This window comes from Halostagnicola alkaliphila (genome assembly GCF_055379965.1).
Genome location: NZ_AP043827.1, coordinates 129703 through 146953, shown reverse-complemented (window position 1 = coordinate 146953; position 17251 = coordinate 129703). Strand labels below are relative to the sequence as shown.

The following is a 17251-nucleotide window of genomic DNA, read 5'->3' as shown; positions in this document are numbered from 1 at the left end:
AGAGCCTACGACAGTAGGGAGTGCCTGTGTAAATTGAAAACTCGGTACCCACAGCATCACTAAGGAGGTGACCGTTCAGTTTTCCATACGTGGTGGGACCGCGTATGATCGCAGACAGTCTGGTGCCCGATTTATGATCAGTGCAACACCGTCGCTTTCCGTCTGGTCGCTCTCCAGTCACCGTCCGGCGGATTTTGAATCACTCCTCGAACAGTACGCAACCGAATACGCTTTTTACGGGGCGGGGAAGGTAGCGCTTCGGGACGGTCTGGAGACGGTTTCGAAGGCCAGCCAAAACGTCTTAATACCTGCCTATCTCCCCGATGCAGTCGCTGAACCGATCGTCGAAATCGGTCTCGAGCCGCGGTTTTATGCCGTCACTGAGTCACTCGGTCCCGATGTCTCCGATCTTCGAGAGCGAATCGATTCGGAGACTGCAGCGATCGTTTCGGTCAACTATTTCGGGTTTCCACAACCCGGCCTCGAGACGATTGCGGCGTTAGCCGATAAGTACAATTGTTACCATGTCGACGATAACGCCCACTCCCCATTGAGTATGGACGAGGGAACATTACTCGGGACCTACGGTGATATCGGGATAACGAGCCTTTGGAAGCAGCTCCCAGTTCCGAACGGTGCCGTCCTCTATCTCAACGATGAGACGATCGTCGATGATTACGCACCATCAGCGTACGAAGGCGTTCGCGATCACATCGACGTGAGCGACTGTCAATTTCTCCTCAAATCGGTCGCGTTCGAACTGTTCGACCGAAACGCGCGTGTTCGAGAGTCGATAGACACGCTCGTTTCTGGAAGCGGGTTGGGACGGGTGACGGCTTCTCCTCGAAACCGCTACGAAAGCGAAAAATCACAGATGTCCAAACTGACCCATCGGGTGTTCGCGGATGCAGACCCCGAGTCGATTCGATCAAACCGCCGTGAGAATTTTAACGCGTGGAATCGCGTCCTCGATTCCCGAGCCGACACCGTCCCAGTTTTCGATTCGATGCCGAAGGGCGTTTGTCCACAGGTGTTTCCCGTCCGTGCTATGGATCCATCCGGGTTCATCCGGGAACTCGAGCAACTGGGTGTCGACGGTGCCCACACGTGGCCGCGACTATCGGAATCGGTTCGAGACAATTCGACGTACGAAACGTCGAACGCACTTTCGCGGTCGACGGTCGTTCTTCCGGTCCACCAGCACATCGAGACGGCCGCCATCGAGGCGGTCGGTGACGGCCTTCGGTGACGGCCTTCGGCGACGACCCTCGGTAGCCGGCCGAGGCCTTGTTCGTCCCTCTTTGTCTCTATCGCTCTCATCTCACAGCGACGACGACCCGACTGCCCTGAAAAGTACGTCTTCTTCGCACCGAGCTAATCGTTGTCACTCGTCTTGTGCCGTCGATGTTAGCGCCGCAAGAATTTCGTCCTCTAATTGATACGTTCGTTCGGACGGCCGAGCGAGCACTCCCTGGGTTCTGAGTTCGGAGAGCAGACTTTGTACTGCGACGGGTGATCGATCGACGCGGTTTCCGACTTCGAGTGTCGTTAACGGACCAAATTCCGCAAGGGCCTTGATCACCATTCTACTCGTCTCGAGTGAACATCGCGATTGATCGCAGGCGGCGGCAAGGCGGTCGTCGATGGGTGTCGTCTCGAGCAGTTCGTCGACGTCTTGGTCATCGTTTGCGACGATGATCTGAGAGTCTGCAACAGTTAATCCGTCTTCGACGTCCGCGTAGCCGAATTCAAAGTCGTCCGCATCCGCTTGAACGATCGATTTCTCCTGTGGATTCCCGTCGATGTCCGCTTCGAGTTCGTCGATCCGGTCTTTCAGCGCGCTATTTCGTTTGGCAAGGTTTTCCGTTCGACCCCGTTGGGCTTGCAGTTTGTCCTCGAGGATCTCGATCACGTGGTTTTTGTCCTGAATTTCGTCCTCGAGCTCCTCGTGTTTCGTCTCGAGTTCGACCAGTTCGTCGTGCAACCGCCGAATTTCGTCGTTCGACTGGGGGAGCTCCGTCTGAACGGAGTCCGGATTTTGTAATGCGTCTGCCATCTGCTGGGCGACGCTCGAGATATCGCGTGCGTTGGCGAGTTCCTCCTCGAGCTCTTCGATTCGGTCGTCGCGCTTGTCGAGTTTCCGCTCGAGTTCTTCGACGCGGTTTTCCTCTCGTTGCTTTCGCTCGGATATCTGCTGGAGGTCACCGACGAGTGCATCGGAGACGGACTTGAGTTCGGGGCGTTCGAAATCGTCGAGGCCGGGTGTCGCACCCGCGTCGAAGGTCCGCTTGCGCCGGAACTGGATCTTCCGAACGTCGACATCGTTCCAATCGGTTTGGACGTACGCCTGACCGTCGCCCAGTTCGGAGACGAGTTCGGAGTACTCGCTGTCGATAATTCGACCGACGACTTTGGTGTCGTTCTCCCAGGTTAGCCGGTGCCAGACGAGCCAGTTCGCCTGCGTGATGAAGTCTTTCTTGACGTCGGCGGGCCGTTGGCTGATCCCCAGGATACCCAGCCCGTGTTTTCGCCCGCGTTTGCCGATCTTGATCAGGAGTTTTCCGGTTTCCCCCATTCCGCCGCCTTCGGGGATGTACTCGTGGACCTCCTCAACGACGAGCAAGAACGGTTTCTTCAGTTTCTTCTCCTTGACGAACAACTGGCGAGCCGTCTCCCGGAGCAGTTCGCTCGCCACGTCTTCGTCGAGGTAGCCGGACACGTCCAGAATAACGGGAACGTTCTCCTCGAGTGCGAGCGACGCCATTTGCTCTGCGTGTTCCGGCCCGATTTGGATGTCACACTCTTCGTCCGCGCCAGCGTGGAGCATTTCGTACTCCTCTTTGAGTCCGTAGTACTCCCCGTCCGTGTCGACGATCAACAGCGGAAATCCGGCCTCGAGTAACTCCTCGGCGATCACCGACGCCGTGTTCGATTTTCCACTGCCGGACTTTCCGGTCACGAACCCTCGACCGGTCAGGAGTTCGACGACGGGAATCGTGACGTCCGTTCCATCGGACGCCTCTCCGACGACGACTTCTCGAGTCGTTTCCTCACTCACTGTAGTACACCCCCATTCGCGCACGCCTCGTTCATTATGTGAATAAGTTTGTCACGGAACCTTGAATATTCGCCTCGAGCCCTAGTTGTTCTGGTTCTCTAAGGTGTTCGTCGTGTTGGTGATGTGTTGTCGATGGTGCTGTTGCTTTGATGGCCAACGTGTTCTGGTGGATGGTCGGTTATCGGGACGAAACAGATACTGTTCGCGAAGCGTATGCAGCGGAAGATTCGTACAATGTGTGGACTGTTCGGAATGTGTGAAATGTTCGAAATGTGTGGCGTGTTTGGGATGCGTAAAGCTTTCAGAACGTGTGCGGGTGCAAACGTCTAATTTGCCAACTTTCGATCGGGTACGTTATCCGGTCATATCGGGGCATTTTGACTGTCAGCATCGGTGTGGATTGCGTACACATTGTGAACCGTTTAGAATGTGTAAACGACCCCCCATTAGCCGCGACATTTCGATGTGGTAGTCTGAACGAACTCGCTCGATTAGATGGTGACCGAAAACTGTCTTCGCTGTCTTTGCTGTGTACGTGGTTTACAATGTTTACACATTCTACACTGTCCATATTGTCTATACTTTGTGGACGTTCCGATTATAAGCGGGCTGAATTCCCGACCAATCTCGGTCGGCAGGTAGAACGAACCGGCCCAACACAGTGTAAAACGTGTAAAATTCTTAGACAGTGTAATCACTTTAGTCAGTCCTCCGTCTTTGATTCATTCCTAGATCGGGGTGACGATTTTCTCGTTGTTGTAACCTCTCCCAGATCCCATGGGGTCGAGGGATGGGACAAACGGTGTACACATTCTAAACTGTGTATGTAGATTTTTGTGATCCACTCGGTTATCGAGTCCCCGTCCTGGGTGGAATGGCACGGCTGTTCTGTAACAGATCTGCACGTTAGAGTGACGATGGGGGAGTGAGACAATGTAATCGAAGAACACCAGCAGTAGAATTCTCACACTGTCTACACAGTTTACACTGTGCTCACTTTCGTTTGCTCGCCACTCGTCGTACTGCGAGCGAATATGAGCGATTCACACTGTGGAGGAGGTTAGAACCGTGCAAAATGTTTGGTCGGTGCACACTGTTCTAACTGTTTACAATGTGTAGAATGCGTTGGGGTTCCATAGGCTCAGTGTTCGTCACTTTGCCGCCTTTTGGAACGTGTGTCTCGCGCCAAATCTAAACGGTGTACACTGTTTAGACGGTGTACAAAGTGTACAATTTTGAAACACTGTATACAGTTTAGACTGTTTCCGGTACTGTTAAGTCCTCACACTGTGAGGATTTCGCTGTTATTCGACGTCTCCACCGATTTCGTTCGAATTACCACTCGAGACATCAGCACAATGTTCACACTGTGTACACATCGCCAACGGTTGAAGGGAGGTACGCCCGCCGTTCAGGCTATTCTCTGGACTGTGTTTGCACTCCGTCTCTCATCACAGACCGCTAGACCGTCTACAATGTTCACACGGTGTAAACGCCTTCAACTGCTTGAACCGTTTGAGCGGTGCATACCGTCGGTAGTTGGGACAGGGGACAGGCCATCGCCAATCTGGCAAGACCCGACGAGTCACCCCAAAAATCTGCACGAACTGAAAGCGAACCCCAACCCCTGCTTTCTAAACCTCTCTCACATTCTACACAGTGTACACTTTGTAGATTGTTTGAAATGTGCATGCGCTGTAGGCGGCTCGAGAGGTGCACACACTGTAGACTCCTCACACTGTCTGAACCGTCTACGGATTCGCAAGTGCGGGCTTTCGAACGCTTTCGACGGTGGAGACGGCGAACAAGGTGTTCAACGACATGAGTAATTCACGTGCCGTAAGCGTCGCTCTTCAGAAAGGCGGCGTCGGCAAGACGACGGTCGCGATTAATCTCGCAGAACGGCTCGCTAACCGATCGAACGACGTCCTGTTGGTCGACCTCGATCAGCAAGGGAACGCGACGGAAGGCGTCGGCCTCGCCGATGCCTATCAAAACGATGTCCACATCGGCCACGTTCTCGAGGACGGTTCCGAAACGACGCTCGGGGACGTCATCCGGGAGGCGGGTTCCATCGATGTGCTTCCCGCGAACGAGGACTTAGATAGCGTCGAAAACAGCATTCGAAGCGCCACGTTCGGCGAACTCTGGATCAGAAACGAGATCATCGATCCGGTCCTCGAGGACACGTACGATTACGTCGTCGTCGACTCCCCGCCGAACCTCGGCCCCCTCGCGGATGCATCGCTCATTTCCACGCAGAACGTTATCGTTCCGCTTCGGATGAGCGAACCCAGTGTGAGCGGATTCGAGCGGATGTACACCCAACAGATTACCCCGATCAGAAAGGAAATCGATCTCGATATCATGGCGATCGTTCCGAACGCGCTCTCGGGTGATAACGAGGAAAAACGAATTATCGGCAACTTAGAGGAGTCCGAGTTCGGTCAATATCTCCCCGACTTCGCCCGAACCGACCACTTCGATGATCCGGACTCGCCGGGTCCCGGACTTCGCGAGCGAATCGCGTTCCGGCGCGCGTGGCGCGAAGGAGTGGCGCTCGCGGAGCACGATCCGGAGAGCGACATGCTCGAGCGGTTGGATGCGCTTGCCGGAATCGTCGAACAGGGAGGTGTCGTCGATGCCTGATGACAATCGGTTCGCCGGGTTGAGCGATGCCGTCGAGGACGATGATTCGGCGTCAGATTCGACGACCGAACAGAAACTCGAGTCGAACGACGGCTCGGAGACGGCCGATTCGGGAACAGTTGAATCGAAGGCAGCCGACTCGGAAACGGCTGAATCGACTCCGGACGACGGAGGGGTCGAACTCGAGCACGGGCAGGCGGAGACGGAACCGGAACCAGAGCCCGATCCGACGGCGTTTCCCTTCGACGATGCGACGAAAAAGACCGTCTACGTCAGGCCCGAGACGGTGGACGGCCTCGAGGACGCACAGGCGTTAGTCGACGCCCAACTCCGAACTGACCACGACGTGCGAAATCTGACGGGGAGAGAGTTCTACGACGCGGCGTTCCGACTCGCCGCCTCCGATACGGAGGGTCTCATCGACGAAATTTTGGATGCTCGAGACCGATCAGACGGAGAATAGGATCTCGAGCCGACCTCGTCCGTTGATTCCTCCGAAATCGATACGGTCGTATAGCAGCTTGTAAACACAATATCGCTATATCCAGTTGTCCGTTCCACGTTCCGATCACCGATGATGTGGACCTCGACGAACTGACCGAAATGACGGGGGAGTTCACCGGCAGTGGCGTCGAAGCCCGCGCCGATCAACTCGAAATCACGCGAGATTACTTCGAGCAAGCGTTCGAGAAGATCGAACCATCGGTCACGAAGGAGATGCACGAGTTTCACGATGAGATGATGGACGGCCCCGGCGGCGGCGCGGACGCGGAAGACGGGGCCGAGACTGTCGATACTCAGTGAATCAACACAACCCAGTCGATACGCGGACGCCCGATTCGTTCGGTCGATCCGACCGAGTTAGCGTGTTCGAATTAAGTATCTCGTCGTCCTCGAGAGTCCTGTGAGTTCGAACACGCTCGATTCGTTCGGCCGGGCCATCCTCAAGGCGCTCGAGGACGACCAACTGACCGCCGACACGCTCGAGGCCACGTTCGAGACGTCTCGAGAGACGCTCGAGGAGCGCCTCTCGCAACTGGTCGATAACGCTCTGGTGCGAAAGGGAAACGGCGGGCAGTACCAGTTGACGGACAATGGACGCCGAGTCCTTCGCGCGACGTCCGTCGGGAAGCGAGACGACCGCATCGATACTCCCGCCGCGGTGGAGACGTCGATCGAGGAGTTTTCGCTCCCGCCGGACGAGGAGGACGCCGTTCGAAAGGCGTTTTCGTTTCTCCAGTACTGGGGAGACGCGACGACCGCGGAGCTCGTCGACGGCTGTTACAGCGAGTCTCCCGCCGGGTACGATACGGCCACCCGGTGGTGGGATGACTGCGTTGAGAAACGGCTCCGTTCGCTTTCGCTCGTCGATCCTCCCCGAACCGAATCGATTGAATCGGCCGATTTGGCCGACGTACTGTGGCGGTACGAGAATATTCCTATCGTCGAAACACCCGACGACGAAGACGGACGGGACGTTCCCGACCCCCAACCCGGGCCGTCGTTCGGAAGCGTGCGTCACGGCATCGAAAAGATCGAGATGAGCGACGACGAACGAACGGCGGCTCGAGTCGCGTTCGCGGTTCTGTTCGACCGGGAGTCGGCAACTGCGGATGAGTTGGTCCAACGCACGTACGACGAGTATCCGGCTGGGTACGACTCGGGCGACGACTGGGTCGCTTGGCTCGCGGGCGTGTTCGATGCCCTCCCCGGTATCGAACAGGATTCGGAGACGGTTTCCGAAGTTGCCTGGAGTTACCGGCCGTTTCTCGATCAGGAAACGGATCGGGACTGACTCGCCGTGAGGCGATATCGACTACCCAGTACGGACGCGGCTCGAGCACCCCGTCGTGTCGTCACGTGAATGCCCGTGGTATGACACACTCGGCGATAATTTTGCAGTCGGTGGCCGCGTTTCTGGAGTGATACTGTGAAGCTCGTAAAAAGTGTGTGCGGACCAAAACGGATAGAACGTATAGAAAGTGTAGAGCGTGTAAGATGTCCAGGACGTTTGAAATGTGTGAAATGTATGAATTCCCTCACTCGTCTTGACGTTTGTCTCGGTCGCAGTTGTCTCTGGGATTCGCTTGTACTTAGACCCAGTTCGAGACGTGCCCGACAGAAACCCACGGACGTACCTGTTACTCAGCGTGTTCGGTGGGATTGGGGCGTTGAGATTGTTTCTCGAGTTCTCCTACGTTAATCTGCCTTCTCCTCGAGCCCGCGGTGTCGCTTCTCGCTCCACAAATTCTAACTGAATGTCGGTGCTAGGTAGAGTGAAGCGGCTGAATTCTGGTATAGGCACCACGAATTCCACCGCCTCACTCCTTCAAACTCTAATCTGAACAGCGCCCCTCGAGCCATTTCCGGGATTGAAATCAGTGCTTCGCGGACGTTTTGTGACCCATATTGTGGGATGCACATCTCCCGAATTTTGATTATCGGGCAGTCAGACGAGGGACGGTTGCGGAGGACGTTGGCTCGGGAGATTGATCTGCAAGTCGACCGAGAACGAGTTGACATCTCGAATGCTGAAACTGCCGTGCCTTTTGGCCGTGACCTCCGGACATCCTCGGCGTCCTCGTCCGCGACGACCCTAAGTATAATACTCTGCCCGTGAGTTCTCTTCGGTGTTATGCTTACGGAGTCGGTTGAAGACGCGCTGAACGAACAGATCAACGCCGAACTCTACTCGTCGTACGTCTACCTCTCGATGGCGGCCTACTACGAGGACGAAGGCCTTCCCGGGTTCGCCTCGTGGATGCGTTCTCAGTCCGACGAGGAACACGAACACGCGATGCGTCTCTACGAGTTCGTCCACGACCGCGACGGGCGGATTACGCTTGCGGGGATCGACAGTCCGCCGACGGAGTGGGACAGCCCGGCAGACGCCTTCGAGACGGCCTACGAGCACGAGGTCGAAATTACCGAGATGATCGACGATCTGGTCGCTCTCGCTCGAGAAGAAAACGACAACGCGACGGAGAACATGCTCCAGTGGTTTGTCGCGGAGCAGGTCGAGGAGGAAGCGACCGCACAGGCCATCCTCGACAAACTGAAACACGTCGGGGACGACGGTCCCGGCCTCCTGATGATCGACCAGGAACTCGGCGAGCGCGGTAGCGGGAGCGAGGAGGGTGCGGACGAGGCTCTCGAGTTTGGGGAGTAGGTAGCCTTCTCGACGGATTTTGGATCTCGCTGTTCGAACAAGTTACTGCACGAAGTCGGGGAGTTCTTTCTCTCCTTCTGCGTTTGGATCAAGTCTCCGCTCCTCGAGATCCTCGGTGATGATTGGTTTGTCACCACCCCCGTGCACCTCGAGTGCGTTCGCGAGCATTCCTGCGCTTCGGGCATGGAATTGCCGAAGGAGCCGATACCCGTCCCGAGGGCTGTTACGGTACTGCGACCGTCGTCCCCTCGAGAGAGTGTCTTATAGAGCTCCTCTTCGCTTTCATCCCCTCGAGATCACGATCCGTTTTGGCTAGTATCGTTCCAACCGTCGACTGCAGGGTCGACCCGACCGCAACAATCGGGTTCGACCCTACAGCTCAGGCTTGGATCGCCACTAGTGACCCACCCGTCCGTTGACCGCGGACTTATCTCCTATCCTCTCAAATCAATGGTATGAGCGTTATCGCGGAGTTCAGCGTTGAATCAGACGATTTTGCACTGAGCAACTCGCTGACCGCCGCTCCGGAGATGATCGTGGAGATCGAGCGCGTCGTCGCGACGCTCGAGGATAAAGTCATGCCCTATTTCTGGGTCAGCGGTGGTGATCAAACGGTGTTCGAAGACGCGTTTCGCGATGACGAATCCGTCCACAACATCGCCGCCATCGATGAGATAGAGGATGCCAGACTGTATCGGGCCGAGTGGACCGAAAACGTCGAGACGATCGTTTACGCGTACGTCGAAATCGGCGCGACGATTTTGCAGGCCATCGGGAGAAATGAAAACTGGGAGCTCCGAATGCGGTTCGACGACCAGAATAAACTGTCCGACTTTCAGGACTATTGTGCTGCACAAGAGATTTCGTTCGAACTCAACAGTCTCAAAGATCAGGAGCAACCGATGGCGAGTGCGCAGTACGATCTCACAACGAAGCAACGCGAGACGCTGGTCACTGCACTCGAGGCGGGATATTACGACGTTCCCCAAGCGGTGACCATGAGCGAGTTAGCAGATAGTCTGGGGATTAGTCAGCAGGGCCTCTCAAAACGATTTCATAACGGTCACAAGAACCTCATCCAGAGTACCTTGACCGTTAGTCATCCGAAAGACGAGTGATTTCTGCCGTTGGCTTCGCGAGCAACGACCCAGAGTTGTCAATACAACCCCTTCGCCTATTGAAGAAGAGTCGTTCTAGAGAGATGTGACTGAGCCTCAGCAAGCCCAGGCGAACATCAGTACGGTGTTCGAGCTTTTCGCTCACCATCGCCGTCGGTACGCCCTTCGAGTGCTCCGGGATCACAAGAACCCGATGGCGCTAGCCGATTTGGCTGACGAAGTCGCGGTTCGAGAGAACGACAGCCGGATTACGGATATTCCAGCCGACGAGGTGAAACGAACCTACCTCTCGCTGTACCACTCCCATATCCCGAAATTAGCGGATGCACGGGTGGTCCAGTACGATCAAGAGCGAGACACCGTCTCGCTTTCCGAATGCGCCGATGAGCTCGACCAGTATCAAGAACTTCTCACAGTAGCATAAATGAGCAAGATAGACGATCGGATGAAAACGGCCGCACGATGCAATGAATGTGGTGCAATCTATTCGGCGTGGCTCCTCCCCGATAGTTCGATTCGTATCATCGGGCGAAAAGACGGCTGTCAGTGCGGAGAATCGTCGTTTGAAGCGCTCTCAAAGGAAACTGACCTGGATGAGCGCTCGCCGAACGAAGAAAGCGGTTGATCGATACGCGACTGTCGTGGGTAGCTAGCTCAGTTTGAGACTTGTTGGATTAGGGCGGAAATCAGTTGGTTTGTGTTTGTCTAAGGCTCTCTGTATTGAAGGTGGACTTCGGTTTCACAGGGGTTCTGCGATTTTTGTGGTGGTGCTCTCGAGAGTGGTACCGATGTCATCTATCCACCGATACCAGTCATAAAAGTCGTCTGCCCCGCATTCGTCACCGCATAAACTCAGGAAATGCAAGTCTTGCGAGTCGTGGAAGACGACTTCATCGTCGGGATCGGTATACAACTATGCGAAGGTCCTCCAACAGCTCGGTGCAGCGGAACAACTGGACGAGAAACGAAATCGAGCCCACCTCTGGGAAGCAAAGCCAGTGTCGGGTATCTGGAACGGAGCAGAGCCCATCGGTCCGGTCACGATCGCCGTGTACGGCGCGATCGAGTTAAACGAAGATATCGAACTCTTCGTCGAGCGTCACGGGAAGTCGAAACTTAGCTCCGCTATCGCACAAACCATCGAGTACCTCCGTGGGAACACGAGCCGTCGCGGAGCAGCGGACGCCCTCGAGGTTCCTGCTGTCGAAGGGATCGCGATCACGCAGGCGATCGAGAAGATCGTCTACCTGCTGAAGGATCTCGATCCTTCCATCCCGGCTGCTGAATTCGAGGTTTCGCTTCCGGATAGGGCACTCGAAGAAGCCCCGTATACGCACGATCTGGCTCTTCGGTAGCGATACTCTGAAATCCATACATACGTCTGGACACCATCATTCTCACACACAATTTTATATGATTCAAATACAATTGTAGAGTCATATTCAAAATGGAACTTAAGGATCTTTTTGATAAACAATGGAAAAGTCATGAGCGAAAACGATTCGTGAAAGACAATACGAAATCGAAAACTGAAAATTTTGACCCAGATACATTCAAACATGATGGCTTTGAGGATCAAGAGAAGTATCTCAAAGAGTATGTTCCGGCACTAGCGGAAGTAGAACGGCTAGAATTAGAACTCAACGAATTTGAGCCACCTCGAATCGAGGCAATCAATAATTCTCCCTATCAAACATTGGTTCTTCGATATGGTATTCTTCGCATACTAATCCAACAGCCAAACTATCAAATGAAAAAACAGGATTTGTTGGAGAGCGTGCAATCGTGGCAAAGAGGGCTCGTTGAGGACTTTACTGAAGAGGAGTTCACTGACGATCTCCTTCATTTGGCGAAAGCGGCGGTTGATTATGGTTCGGATGTTGATGACTCGGAGTTGCACATGATCCACAGCTACTTTGACCTTCACAACAACGCCCAGGATCAGAAACACGAATACTTCACCTGGCTTGACTTTTTCAAACGTCTCTCAGCAATTAACCGCTTCCCGAAGGTTTCTCGGTCGGAAAGTCCGGAGCACGCACTTGACACAATCGAAAAAGGTCTCTGGTCGCTACAAGAACAGGCGATAGTTTATGAAATCGTCGACTCAGAAAAAGGAGACATAGCGGGACTCCCTGAAGATTATATTAACTACATCCAGAACTGGTTGTACTATGAAATGTCGGAAGAAAACCACCTGAAAATGCTTGGAACGCTTGAACCGTTTGACGAACAAGCACGGTTGGTCAATGCCCGTGATCGGTTTGGAGTGGAGTCGCCGACGAAAGGGCTCAATGAAAATAGACGGGAGAGTTTAGTGAAAGCAGGGGTCTATCCAAGCGAAATCCTTGAATCGATGCTCACAAAGGACGAATTGAAGGAAATTGTTGACAGGTATGGTATTGATGCTCATAAACGGAGAACAGACGAGATGATCGAAAAGACAATCGAGTATTTTGAGCAATCACAGAAGAACGTCACGGAAGATGAGATAAATGTCGAACTCTATCTTAATTGCTTCGAAGGGCCGTGGTGAATCGCCAGACGGAGCGTTATTTCACTGTTTCACCGCCTGCTTGATGTTATGAACCGTACACATCAGGACGAGTTCACGAAATTCACCGTACCAGGATCGCGCACGCACGGCGTCGCCGAGCGTGCGCTTGATCGTCGAGAAGACGGTCTCACACATCGCTCGTTGCCGGTAGCGAGGTCCATCGATCCGCGCGTTGTGCGCGTGATCGATGGGCCGGAACTCACGATGCTTGATCAACGGTCTCACGCCATTGTCGCGGAGCTTTTCGCGTAATTCCATCCAATCGTAGCCTTTGTCGGCGGCGAGGCTGGCGAGGTCGCCCGCGTTGCGGCGGGCGACCTGCCAGCCGAGCTGTGTGTCGTGGCGTTTCTCTGTCGTACAGTGAACGTCCAGAATGGCTTGGGTTTCTGTATCGACGAGAGCTGTTGTTTTGAGCGTCTGCACGCGGTAATTCGTCCGACGGCAGTAGTGTTTGCTCGCGTTTTCGCGGTCGAAAAACGTCGCGTCGATGGCGGCGTGTCCGCTCGGCTCGTGCAACTGCGCCGACAGGCGCAGTAGCACTCGCCAGAGTGCTGTCTTAATCTTATCAAACCACTTGACTAGCGTGGAGTGGTCGGGGAGATCGGACGGTTCAAGGCCGATCTCCCCGAGAATATGTGGCATCTCGCTCAGCAAATCTAGCGCTTCTCGATACGATTTCTCTAGGTAAACCCGCAGACAGTGCAGCGACACAACAGCGTAATCGGCGAAGCCGCCACCCCCTTCGGGGGCGGCGACTTCGCCTCGACCACCAACAGCATTTTTAGCTAACTGAACCACTTTGCTCGTGAAGCGGGAGATCTTCGACATAGAGCATCGGCGGTTTCCCGCTTCATCTTCCTAGTTCTAACGGTCGAAGCCGACGCAGTATGGCGATTCACCAGAGCCCTTCGAAGACATATCCGATGGCAATGTCCAGCTCGTTCCACCACAACTTCAGGAGATTGTTGATGAGGAGGACCAATCTAAGAAACTCGACATTCTCTTTGAGGAGGCAACTGCAGAGATATTCTCAAAAATATTCAATATAGAGAAAACGACTCTTTTGGGTCAACAGGCCAATGGTGTGGTCACTGATGGAGAAATTGAACAAGACGGAAAATGGCTTCTCTGGGATAACAAGCGGCGTTCAGGAGAATTCAAATTAGATTCTAACACTCGGAGTAAGATCAAGAATTATATTGATACGAAAAACCAGCAACACGATGTTGAGTGGTTCCTCATTATTGCACCAGACTTCGCTGAATCTGCTAAAAAGAACGCTACCCACCTTGAAATGCAAGTTGGTGGAATCGACATTCGTTTAGTGAAATCTGCCGATTTCGTTCAATTTGCACAATATTGGAAAGAAGATTATGGCAAAGAGGGGCAAGAGCTTCCACTATCCAGCTTCTATGGTTCAGATGAATTTAATGTGGAAACTGCGAAGGAAGCTTTAGATATCCAATTCGCCTAAAGCTGACTTAGTCAATTTTCTCGCCGCAATGTGGACAGTATTCTTTCGCGTCTGTTTCCTCATCTGCCCACTCAATGAACCCTGCTGCAAGGATTGACGCTGGCAGTGCAAAGAGACCAATGCCAAGTACAGCCACGATCGCGCCGACAAATTGACCTAGCGGCGTAACTGGGTGGATGTCACCGTATCCGACCGTTGTCAATGTCGCAACACCCCACCAGAAGGCGTGGGGAATTGATGCAAACGCTTCAGGTTGGTGTGGGTGTTCGATATAATACATCATACTGGACGCAAGAACGAGAAGGATACCGTTCGCAAACACTGCGATCAATAATTTCTCTTTTTTCTGGTTGATGACGAAGACGAATGACTGCATTGCCGTCGAATAGCGGGCAAGTTTGAGAAGACGAAACAGTCGAACCAATCGAAGCGCACGCAAGTATCGAAGATCGAGTTGAATGCCTGCGGTGGCCAAGTAGAATGGGAGGATAGCGAGTAAGTCAACGACCACTAGTGGCTTGCGTGCGAACTGCAGACGTCCGGTGAGGATACCCGTATAGTCGGGATCATCAATGGAAGCCCACATTCGCATGATATATTCGACTGTGAAAATTGCGACTGAAACACCTTCTAGCCAGAAGAAGAAAATCGAATACTGTGCCCCGAGTGAGTCGACAGTCTCCAAAATGACTGCAGAGACGTTGACCGCAATAAGTATCATAATAAACCAATCGGTATATATACCCATTTTACCACCCAATCCTGGTGAGAACAGTTCATACGCCCATCGTCGTGCACTTTGATACTTGTCGGCAAACCCCCGGTTCATCCTTGATGGACGAGATAGACCCATACCAAAGATGCTCTCACCAGCATATAATGAAGATTCCTCAAACTGTCTTTCGTCCATAGAGGAAAAACCTTGATAACCGTTTGTTCCGACTCAAGGTATTTTCCCGGGGATACTGATCAAGTGGAGTGGTTTCGGCGTGCTACGCGCTTACCCCGGTGTCCACGTCGTCTTCGCTACCTTGTTCGTACGCACCGATCCCTCGGAATAGCACGTAGAACCAGCACCACAGTCCGAGAGCCCAGACGGAGAGACCCGTACCGAGTATCGGCTCGACGAAAAGCGTGATATGGTACGAAAATACGACTATGAGAAGCGTCCGTGTGAAGACCCAGTTTGCGATTTTAGAGGACGAATGCGTTGAATCGGGCGTAAACGCCTGCATAAAATCACAACAAAATCACAGATATCTTACTTTTCCAATCGTTCTTTTTTGGGCACAGTGCAAAATCACCGAGGGAGTCCGTCTCCAGAGCGGCTCATATCCGGCTAGCTACGATAGTGCGGTGGTCAGTAAGCGCGGCCGGTACTCACATGTATTCCTGGTGGCATCGATTGGCCGTCCGCTTGACGGATCATCGTTCAATCAATAACTCTTATTGCAATTTGCGTGCAATTCGCTACTAGGATGGCAACCAGAGAAGCGGACTGGGGGACGCCGCTTACTACCGGCGGCGAATTGTTCGAATTGCTCGAAAATCCCCGAAAGGCGTGGATATACACCTATCTTCGGCATAACCCGGAAACGACGATCGAGGAGATCGTCGAGACGCTCGAAATACCGCAGCGAACGGTCTACGAGTACATCGATAACCTCGAAGCGACTGGGTTTATCGAGCAGTCAAACGAGGGACGGCCAGCGGAGTACGTGGCTCAGGAGATTGATCTCCAAGTAGTCCACGGGGACGCTGAACGACAAATTACGCCAGCCTTAGTCGAGGCGGTCGCCCGCCGAACGCGGGATGAGGACATCGATACGTACGTCGATCGACACGGACTCGACGGACTCGCCGTTGCTCTCGAGTACGCTCGCGAATACGTCGACGGATCAGTGACGCATCGGATCATGGCCCGCGAGCAAGATCTTTCCCCGTTGGAGGCGGGCGTCATTTTGGATGCACTCCGGCCCGTCGTCGAGGGCTGAGCAGGATGGGGAGTGATAGCGACGTTGTTTTTATCGATTCGTCGGTGCTCATCAGTTGTGGCCGGCGAAACGGAACGCGATTTCAGGCATTGGCTCGTGAAGCGCGTAGACGTAATGCCGTCTTGCGCATTCCTCCACAGGTGTACGCTGAAGTGACCGGTGACGCGTCACTTGACGAGTATACTACCAGCGATTCTGCCGTCGATGAGGCGTTACAGGAGGGATGGATGAAAGTTACCGAAAGCCCGTCGTATACGGAATCATCCGTCTCGAACGTCATGGACAAGGCACGGAACTTCATTGCTAACTCCAGCAATCGATCGGAAGATGCCGTCGAAAAAGCAGACACTGAAATTGTCGGGTTGGCTCTCGAAACGCTTCTCGATGGAACAGCAACGCGAGTCACAGTTGTGACGAACGATATCCCGCTTGGTGAGGCAACCGTGTCGCTGCTCCCGCAGTATGGATTTGATGACCAGCAAGTGACTTGGCTTACCGGTGGTGAACTTGCCGAGGAACTTGCTTCGGATTTTGTTCCGGAATTCGATTGAGGTGCGCTTCTCGGAGAAGTAGTTCCAAACGTGCCAATGGTTCTGCAGCCCGCGACAGGTATCTCAGCCAGAGTGCTGTAATGCCTCGAGTATGAGCAAGGATGCAGTTCGGTCGGCCTTCCCGAGCTCGAGGCGATCGAAGATAGCGACCTCCGAGGCGACGTCGTCGATGCGTGGGTGATGGAGATAGCGGAGAACGAAATCGACTATTTCGCCGCAGCCTCACGGTCCTTCAGAAGTTGCTCCTCGGACTGGCCGGTGGTTTCGGCGAGTTCATCTACGTGGGGATATCTTTCAGGGCCATCTTCTCACCCCTAGATTCTCCGTCGGCCAACTATACTTTTCGCACTGCCAGATACCGTTTTGACGCCGAACGATTTCACTCTCGTTCACGAATCACTCGCCAGACCCGAGATCATCTGCATCGAGGTCACCGGAGAGGTATTGTTTCCCGAGTTCAGTGATCTCGTAGTAGCCTTCCTCTGGGCGTTCGACAAGTCCGTACTCTTTGAGGGTTCGAAGCCGATCGCTAACCGTCACGCGGTGTTTATCAATATTCTTGCCAATCGTAGTGGGACCCAATTTCAACCCGGTATCGAGAATTTCTAGAATCCGCTCATCGGTCGGATTCTGCATCCAAGATCCGGGTTTTCTCATTATCTCCAAATTGCTAATCTCGTT

General features: G+C 53.8%; 19 protein-coding genes. 14 read left to right on the top strand and 5 right to left on the bottom strand.

The genetic code is table 11. The annotated features are described in order from the left end of the window. The first annotated feature begins 133 nt into the window (after positions 1-133). Entirely contained in the window at positions 134-1249 is a 1116-nt protein-coding gene (locus tag ACZ5C7_RS22775; protein ID WP_464378794.1) for a DegT/DnrJ/EryC1/StrS family aminotransferase, read from the top strand. A 135-nt stretch (positions 1250-1384) separates the two neighbouring features. Here ACZ5C7_RS22775 and ACZ5C7_RS22770 read toward each other — a convergent pair whose 3' ends face one another. Then, a complete protein-coding gene (locus ACZ5C7_RS22770) occupies positions 1385-3058 on the bottom strand; it encodes an ATP-binding protein (protein WP_464378793.1) in 1674 nt (557 codons plus the stop codon). A gap of 1821 nt (positions 3059-4879) precedes the next feature. Between ACZ5C7_RS22770 and ACZ5C7_RS22765 the strand changes: the two genes are divergently transcribed. The 5 genes from ACZ5C7_RS22765 to ACZ5C7_RS22745 all read left to right on the top strand — a co-directional run bounded on the left by ACZ5C7_RS22765 (position 4880) and on the right by ACZ5C7_RS22745 (position 8876). Next, positions 4880-5707, top strand: a complete 828-nt coding sequence (locus ACZ5C7_RS22765) for a ParA family protein (protein WP_464378792.1) — start codon at positions 4880-4882, stop codon at positions 5705-5707. Continuing rightward, positions 5700-6170: a DUF7970 domain-containing protein gene (locus ACZ5C7_RS22760; RefSeq protein ID WP_464378791.1), complete on the top strand. Its 471-nt coding sequence runs from the start codon at positions 5700-5702 to the stop codon at positions 6168-6170. The genes ACZ5C7_RS22765 and ACZ5C7_RS22760 overlap by 8 nt, the downstream gene beginning before the upstream one ends. Positions 6171-6286: 116 nt before the next feature. Then, positions 6287-6511: a hypothetical protein gene (locus tag ACZ5C7_RS22755; protein WP_464378790.1), complete on the top strand. Its 225-nt coding sequence runs from the start codon at positions 6287-6289 to the stop codon at positions 6509-6511. Between the two features lie 100 nt (positions 6512-6611). Continuing rightward, positions 6612-7502: a hypothetical protein gene (locus tag ACZ5C7_RS22750; RefSeq protein WP_464378789.1), complete on the top strand. Its 891-nt coding sequence runs from the start codon at positions 6612-6614 to the stop codon at positions 7500-7502. Between the two features lie 840 nt (positions 7503-8342). Further along, complete coding sequence (locus ACZ5C7_RS22745) at positions 8343-8876, top strand: ferritin (protein WP_464378788.1); 534 nt, start codon at positions 8343-8345, stop codon at positions 8874-8876. A 42-nt stretch (positions 8877-8918) separates the two neighbouring features. Here the strand turns inward: ACZ5C7_RS22745 and ACZ5C7_RS22740 are convergent, their stop codons facing one another. Next, positions 8919-9044 carry a type II toxin-antitoxin system HicB family antitoxin gene (locus ACZ5C7_RS22740; protein WP_464378787.1) on the bottom strand — a complete coding sequence of 42 codons (126 nt, stop codon included), beginning with the start codon at positions 9042-9044 and terminating at the stop codon, positions 8919-8921. Positions 9045-9331: 287 nt separating this feature from the next. Here ACZ5C7_RS22740 and ACZ5C7_RS22735 point away from each other — a divergent pair, with 287 nt between their 5' ends. From ACZ5C7_RS22735 to ACZ5C7_RS22715, 5 genes are all read left to right on the top strand, one after another. Continuing rightward, positions 9332-9994 carry a helix-turn-helix domain-containing protein gene (locus ACZ5C7_RS22735; protein ID WP_464378786.1) on the top strand — a complete coding sequence of 221 codons (663 nt, stop codon included), beginning with the start codon at positions 9332-9334 and terminating at the stop codon, positions 9992-9994. An 85-nt stretch (positions 9995-10079) separates the two neighbouring features. Then, a complete protein-coding gene (locus tag ACZ5C7_RS22730; protein ID WP_464378785.1) occupies positions 10080-10418 on the top strand; it encodes a DUF7344 domain-containing protein in 339 nt (112 codons plus the stop codon). Then, positions 10419-10619 (top strand): hypothetical protein, encoded by a 201-nt coding sequence (locus tag ACZ5C7_RS22725; protein WP_464378784.1) that lies wholly within the window; start codon positions 10419-10421, stop codon positions 10617-10619. It begins immediately after the preceding gene. Between the two features lie 373 nt (positions 10620-10992). After that, the gene (locus ACZ5C7_RS22720; RefSeq protein WP_464378783.1) at positions 10993-11349 is read left to right on the top strand and encodes a DUF7437 domain-containing protein; all 357 of its coding nucleotides are present in this window, start codon (positions 10993-10995) and stop codon (positions 11347-11349) included. A gap of 92 nt (positions 11350-11441) precedes the next feature. Then, the gene (locus ACZ5C7_RS22715) at positions 11442-12530 is read left to right on the top strand and encodes a hypothetical protein (protein ID WP_464378782.1); all 1089 of its coding nucleotides are present in this window, start codon (positions 11442-11444) and stop codon (positions 12528-12530) included. Between the two features lie 21 nt (positions 12531-12551). Here ACZ5C7_RS22715 and ACZ5C7_RS22710 read toward each other — a convergent pair whose 3' ends face one another. Continuing rightward, positions 12552-13379: an IS5 family transposase gene (locus tag ACZ5C7_RS22710; protein ID WP_464376045.1), complete on the bottom strand. Its 828-nt coding sequence runs from the start codon at positions 13377-13379 to the stop codon at positions 12552-12554. Between the two features lie 235 nt (positions 13380-13614). On the opposite strand from ACZ5C7_RS22710, the gene ACZ5C7_RS22705 reads away from it, so the two are divergent. Next, on the top strand, positions 13615-14025 hold the full coding sequence (locus ACZ5C7_RS22705; protein ID WP_464378781.1) for a hypothetical protein: 411 nt from the start codon (positions 13615-13617) through the stop codon (positions 14023-14025). A gap of 7 nt (positions 14026-14032) precedes the next feature. Here ACZ5C7_RS22705 and ACZ5C7_RS22700 read toward each other — a convergent pair whose 3' ends face one another. Next, positions 14033-14935: an ion transporter gene (locus tag ACZ5C7_RS22700; RefSeq protein ID WP_464378780.1), complete on the bottom strand. Its 903-nt coding sequence runs from the start codon at positions 14933-14935 to the stop codon at positions 14033-14035. Between the two features lie 568 nt (positions 14936-15503). Here ACZ5C7_RS22700 and ACZ5C7_RS22695 point away from each other — a divergent pair. Together ACZ5C7_RS22695 and ACZ5C7_RS22690 are read left to right on the top strand one after the other, a co-directional pair. Further along, positions 15504-16019, top strand: coding sequence for a DUF7437 domain-containing protein (locus ACZ5C7_RS22695; RefSeq protein ID WP_464378779.1), 516 nt, complete (start codon positions 15504-15506; stop codon positions 16017-16019). A 5-nt stretch (positions 16020-16024) separates the two neighbouring features. Beyond that, positions 16025-16570 carry a hypothetical protein gene (locus tag ACZ5C7_RS22690; RefSeq protein ID WP_464378778.1) on the top strand — a complete coding sequence of 182 codons (546 nt, stop codon included), beginning with the start codon at positions 16025-16027 and terminating at the stop codon, positions 16568-16570. A gap of 396 nt (positions 16571-16966) precedes the next feature. On the opposite strand, the gene ACZ5C7_RS22685 is transcribed toward ACZ5C7_RS22690, so the two are convergent. Further along, the gene (locus tag ACZ5C7_RS22685; RefSeq protein WP_464378777.1) at positions 16967-17206 is read right to left on the bottom strand and encodes a transcriptional regulator; all 240 of its coding nucleotides are present in this window, start codon (positions 17204-17206) and stop codon (positions 16967-16969) included. Positions 17207-17251 lie beyond the last annotated feature (45 nt).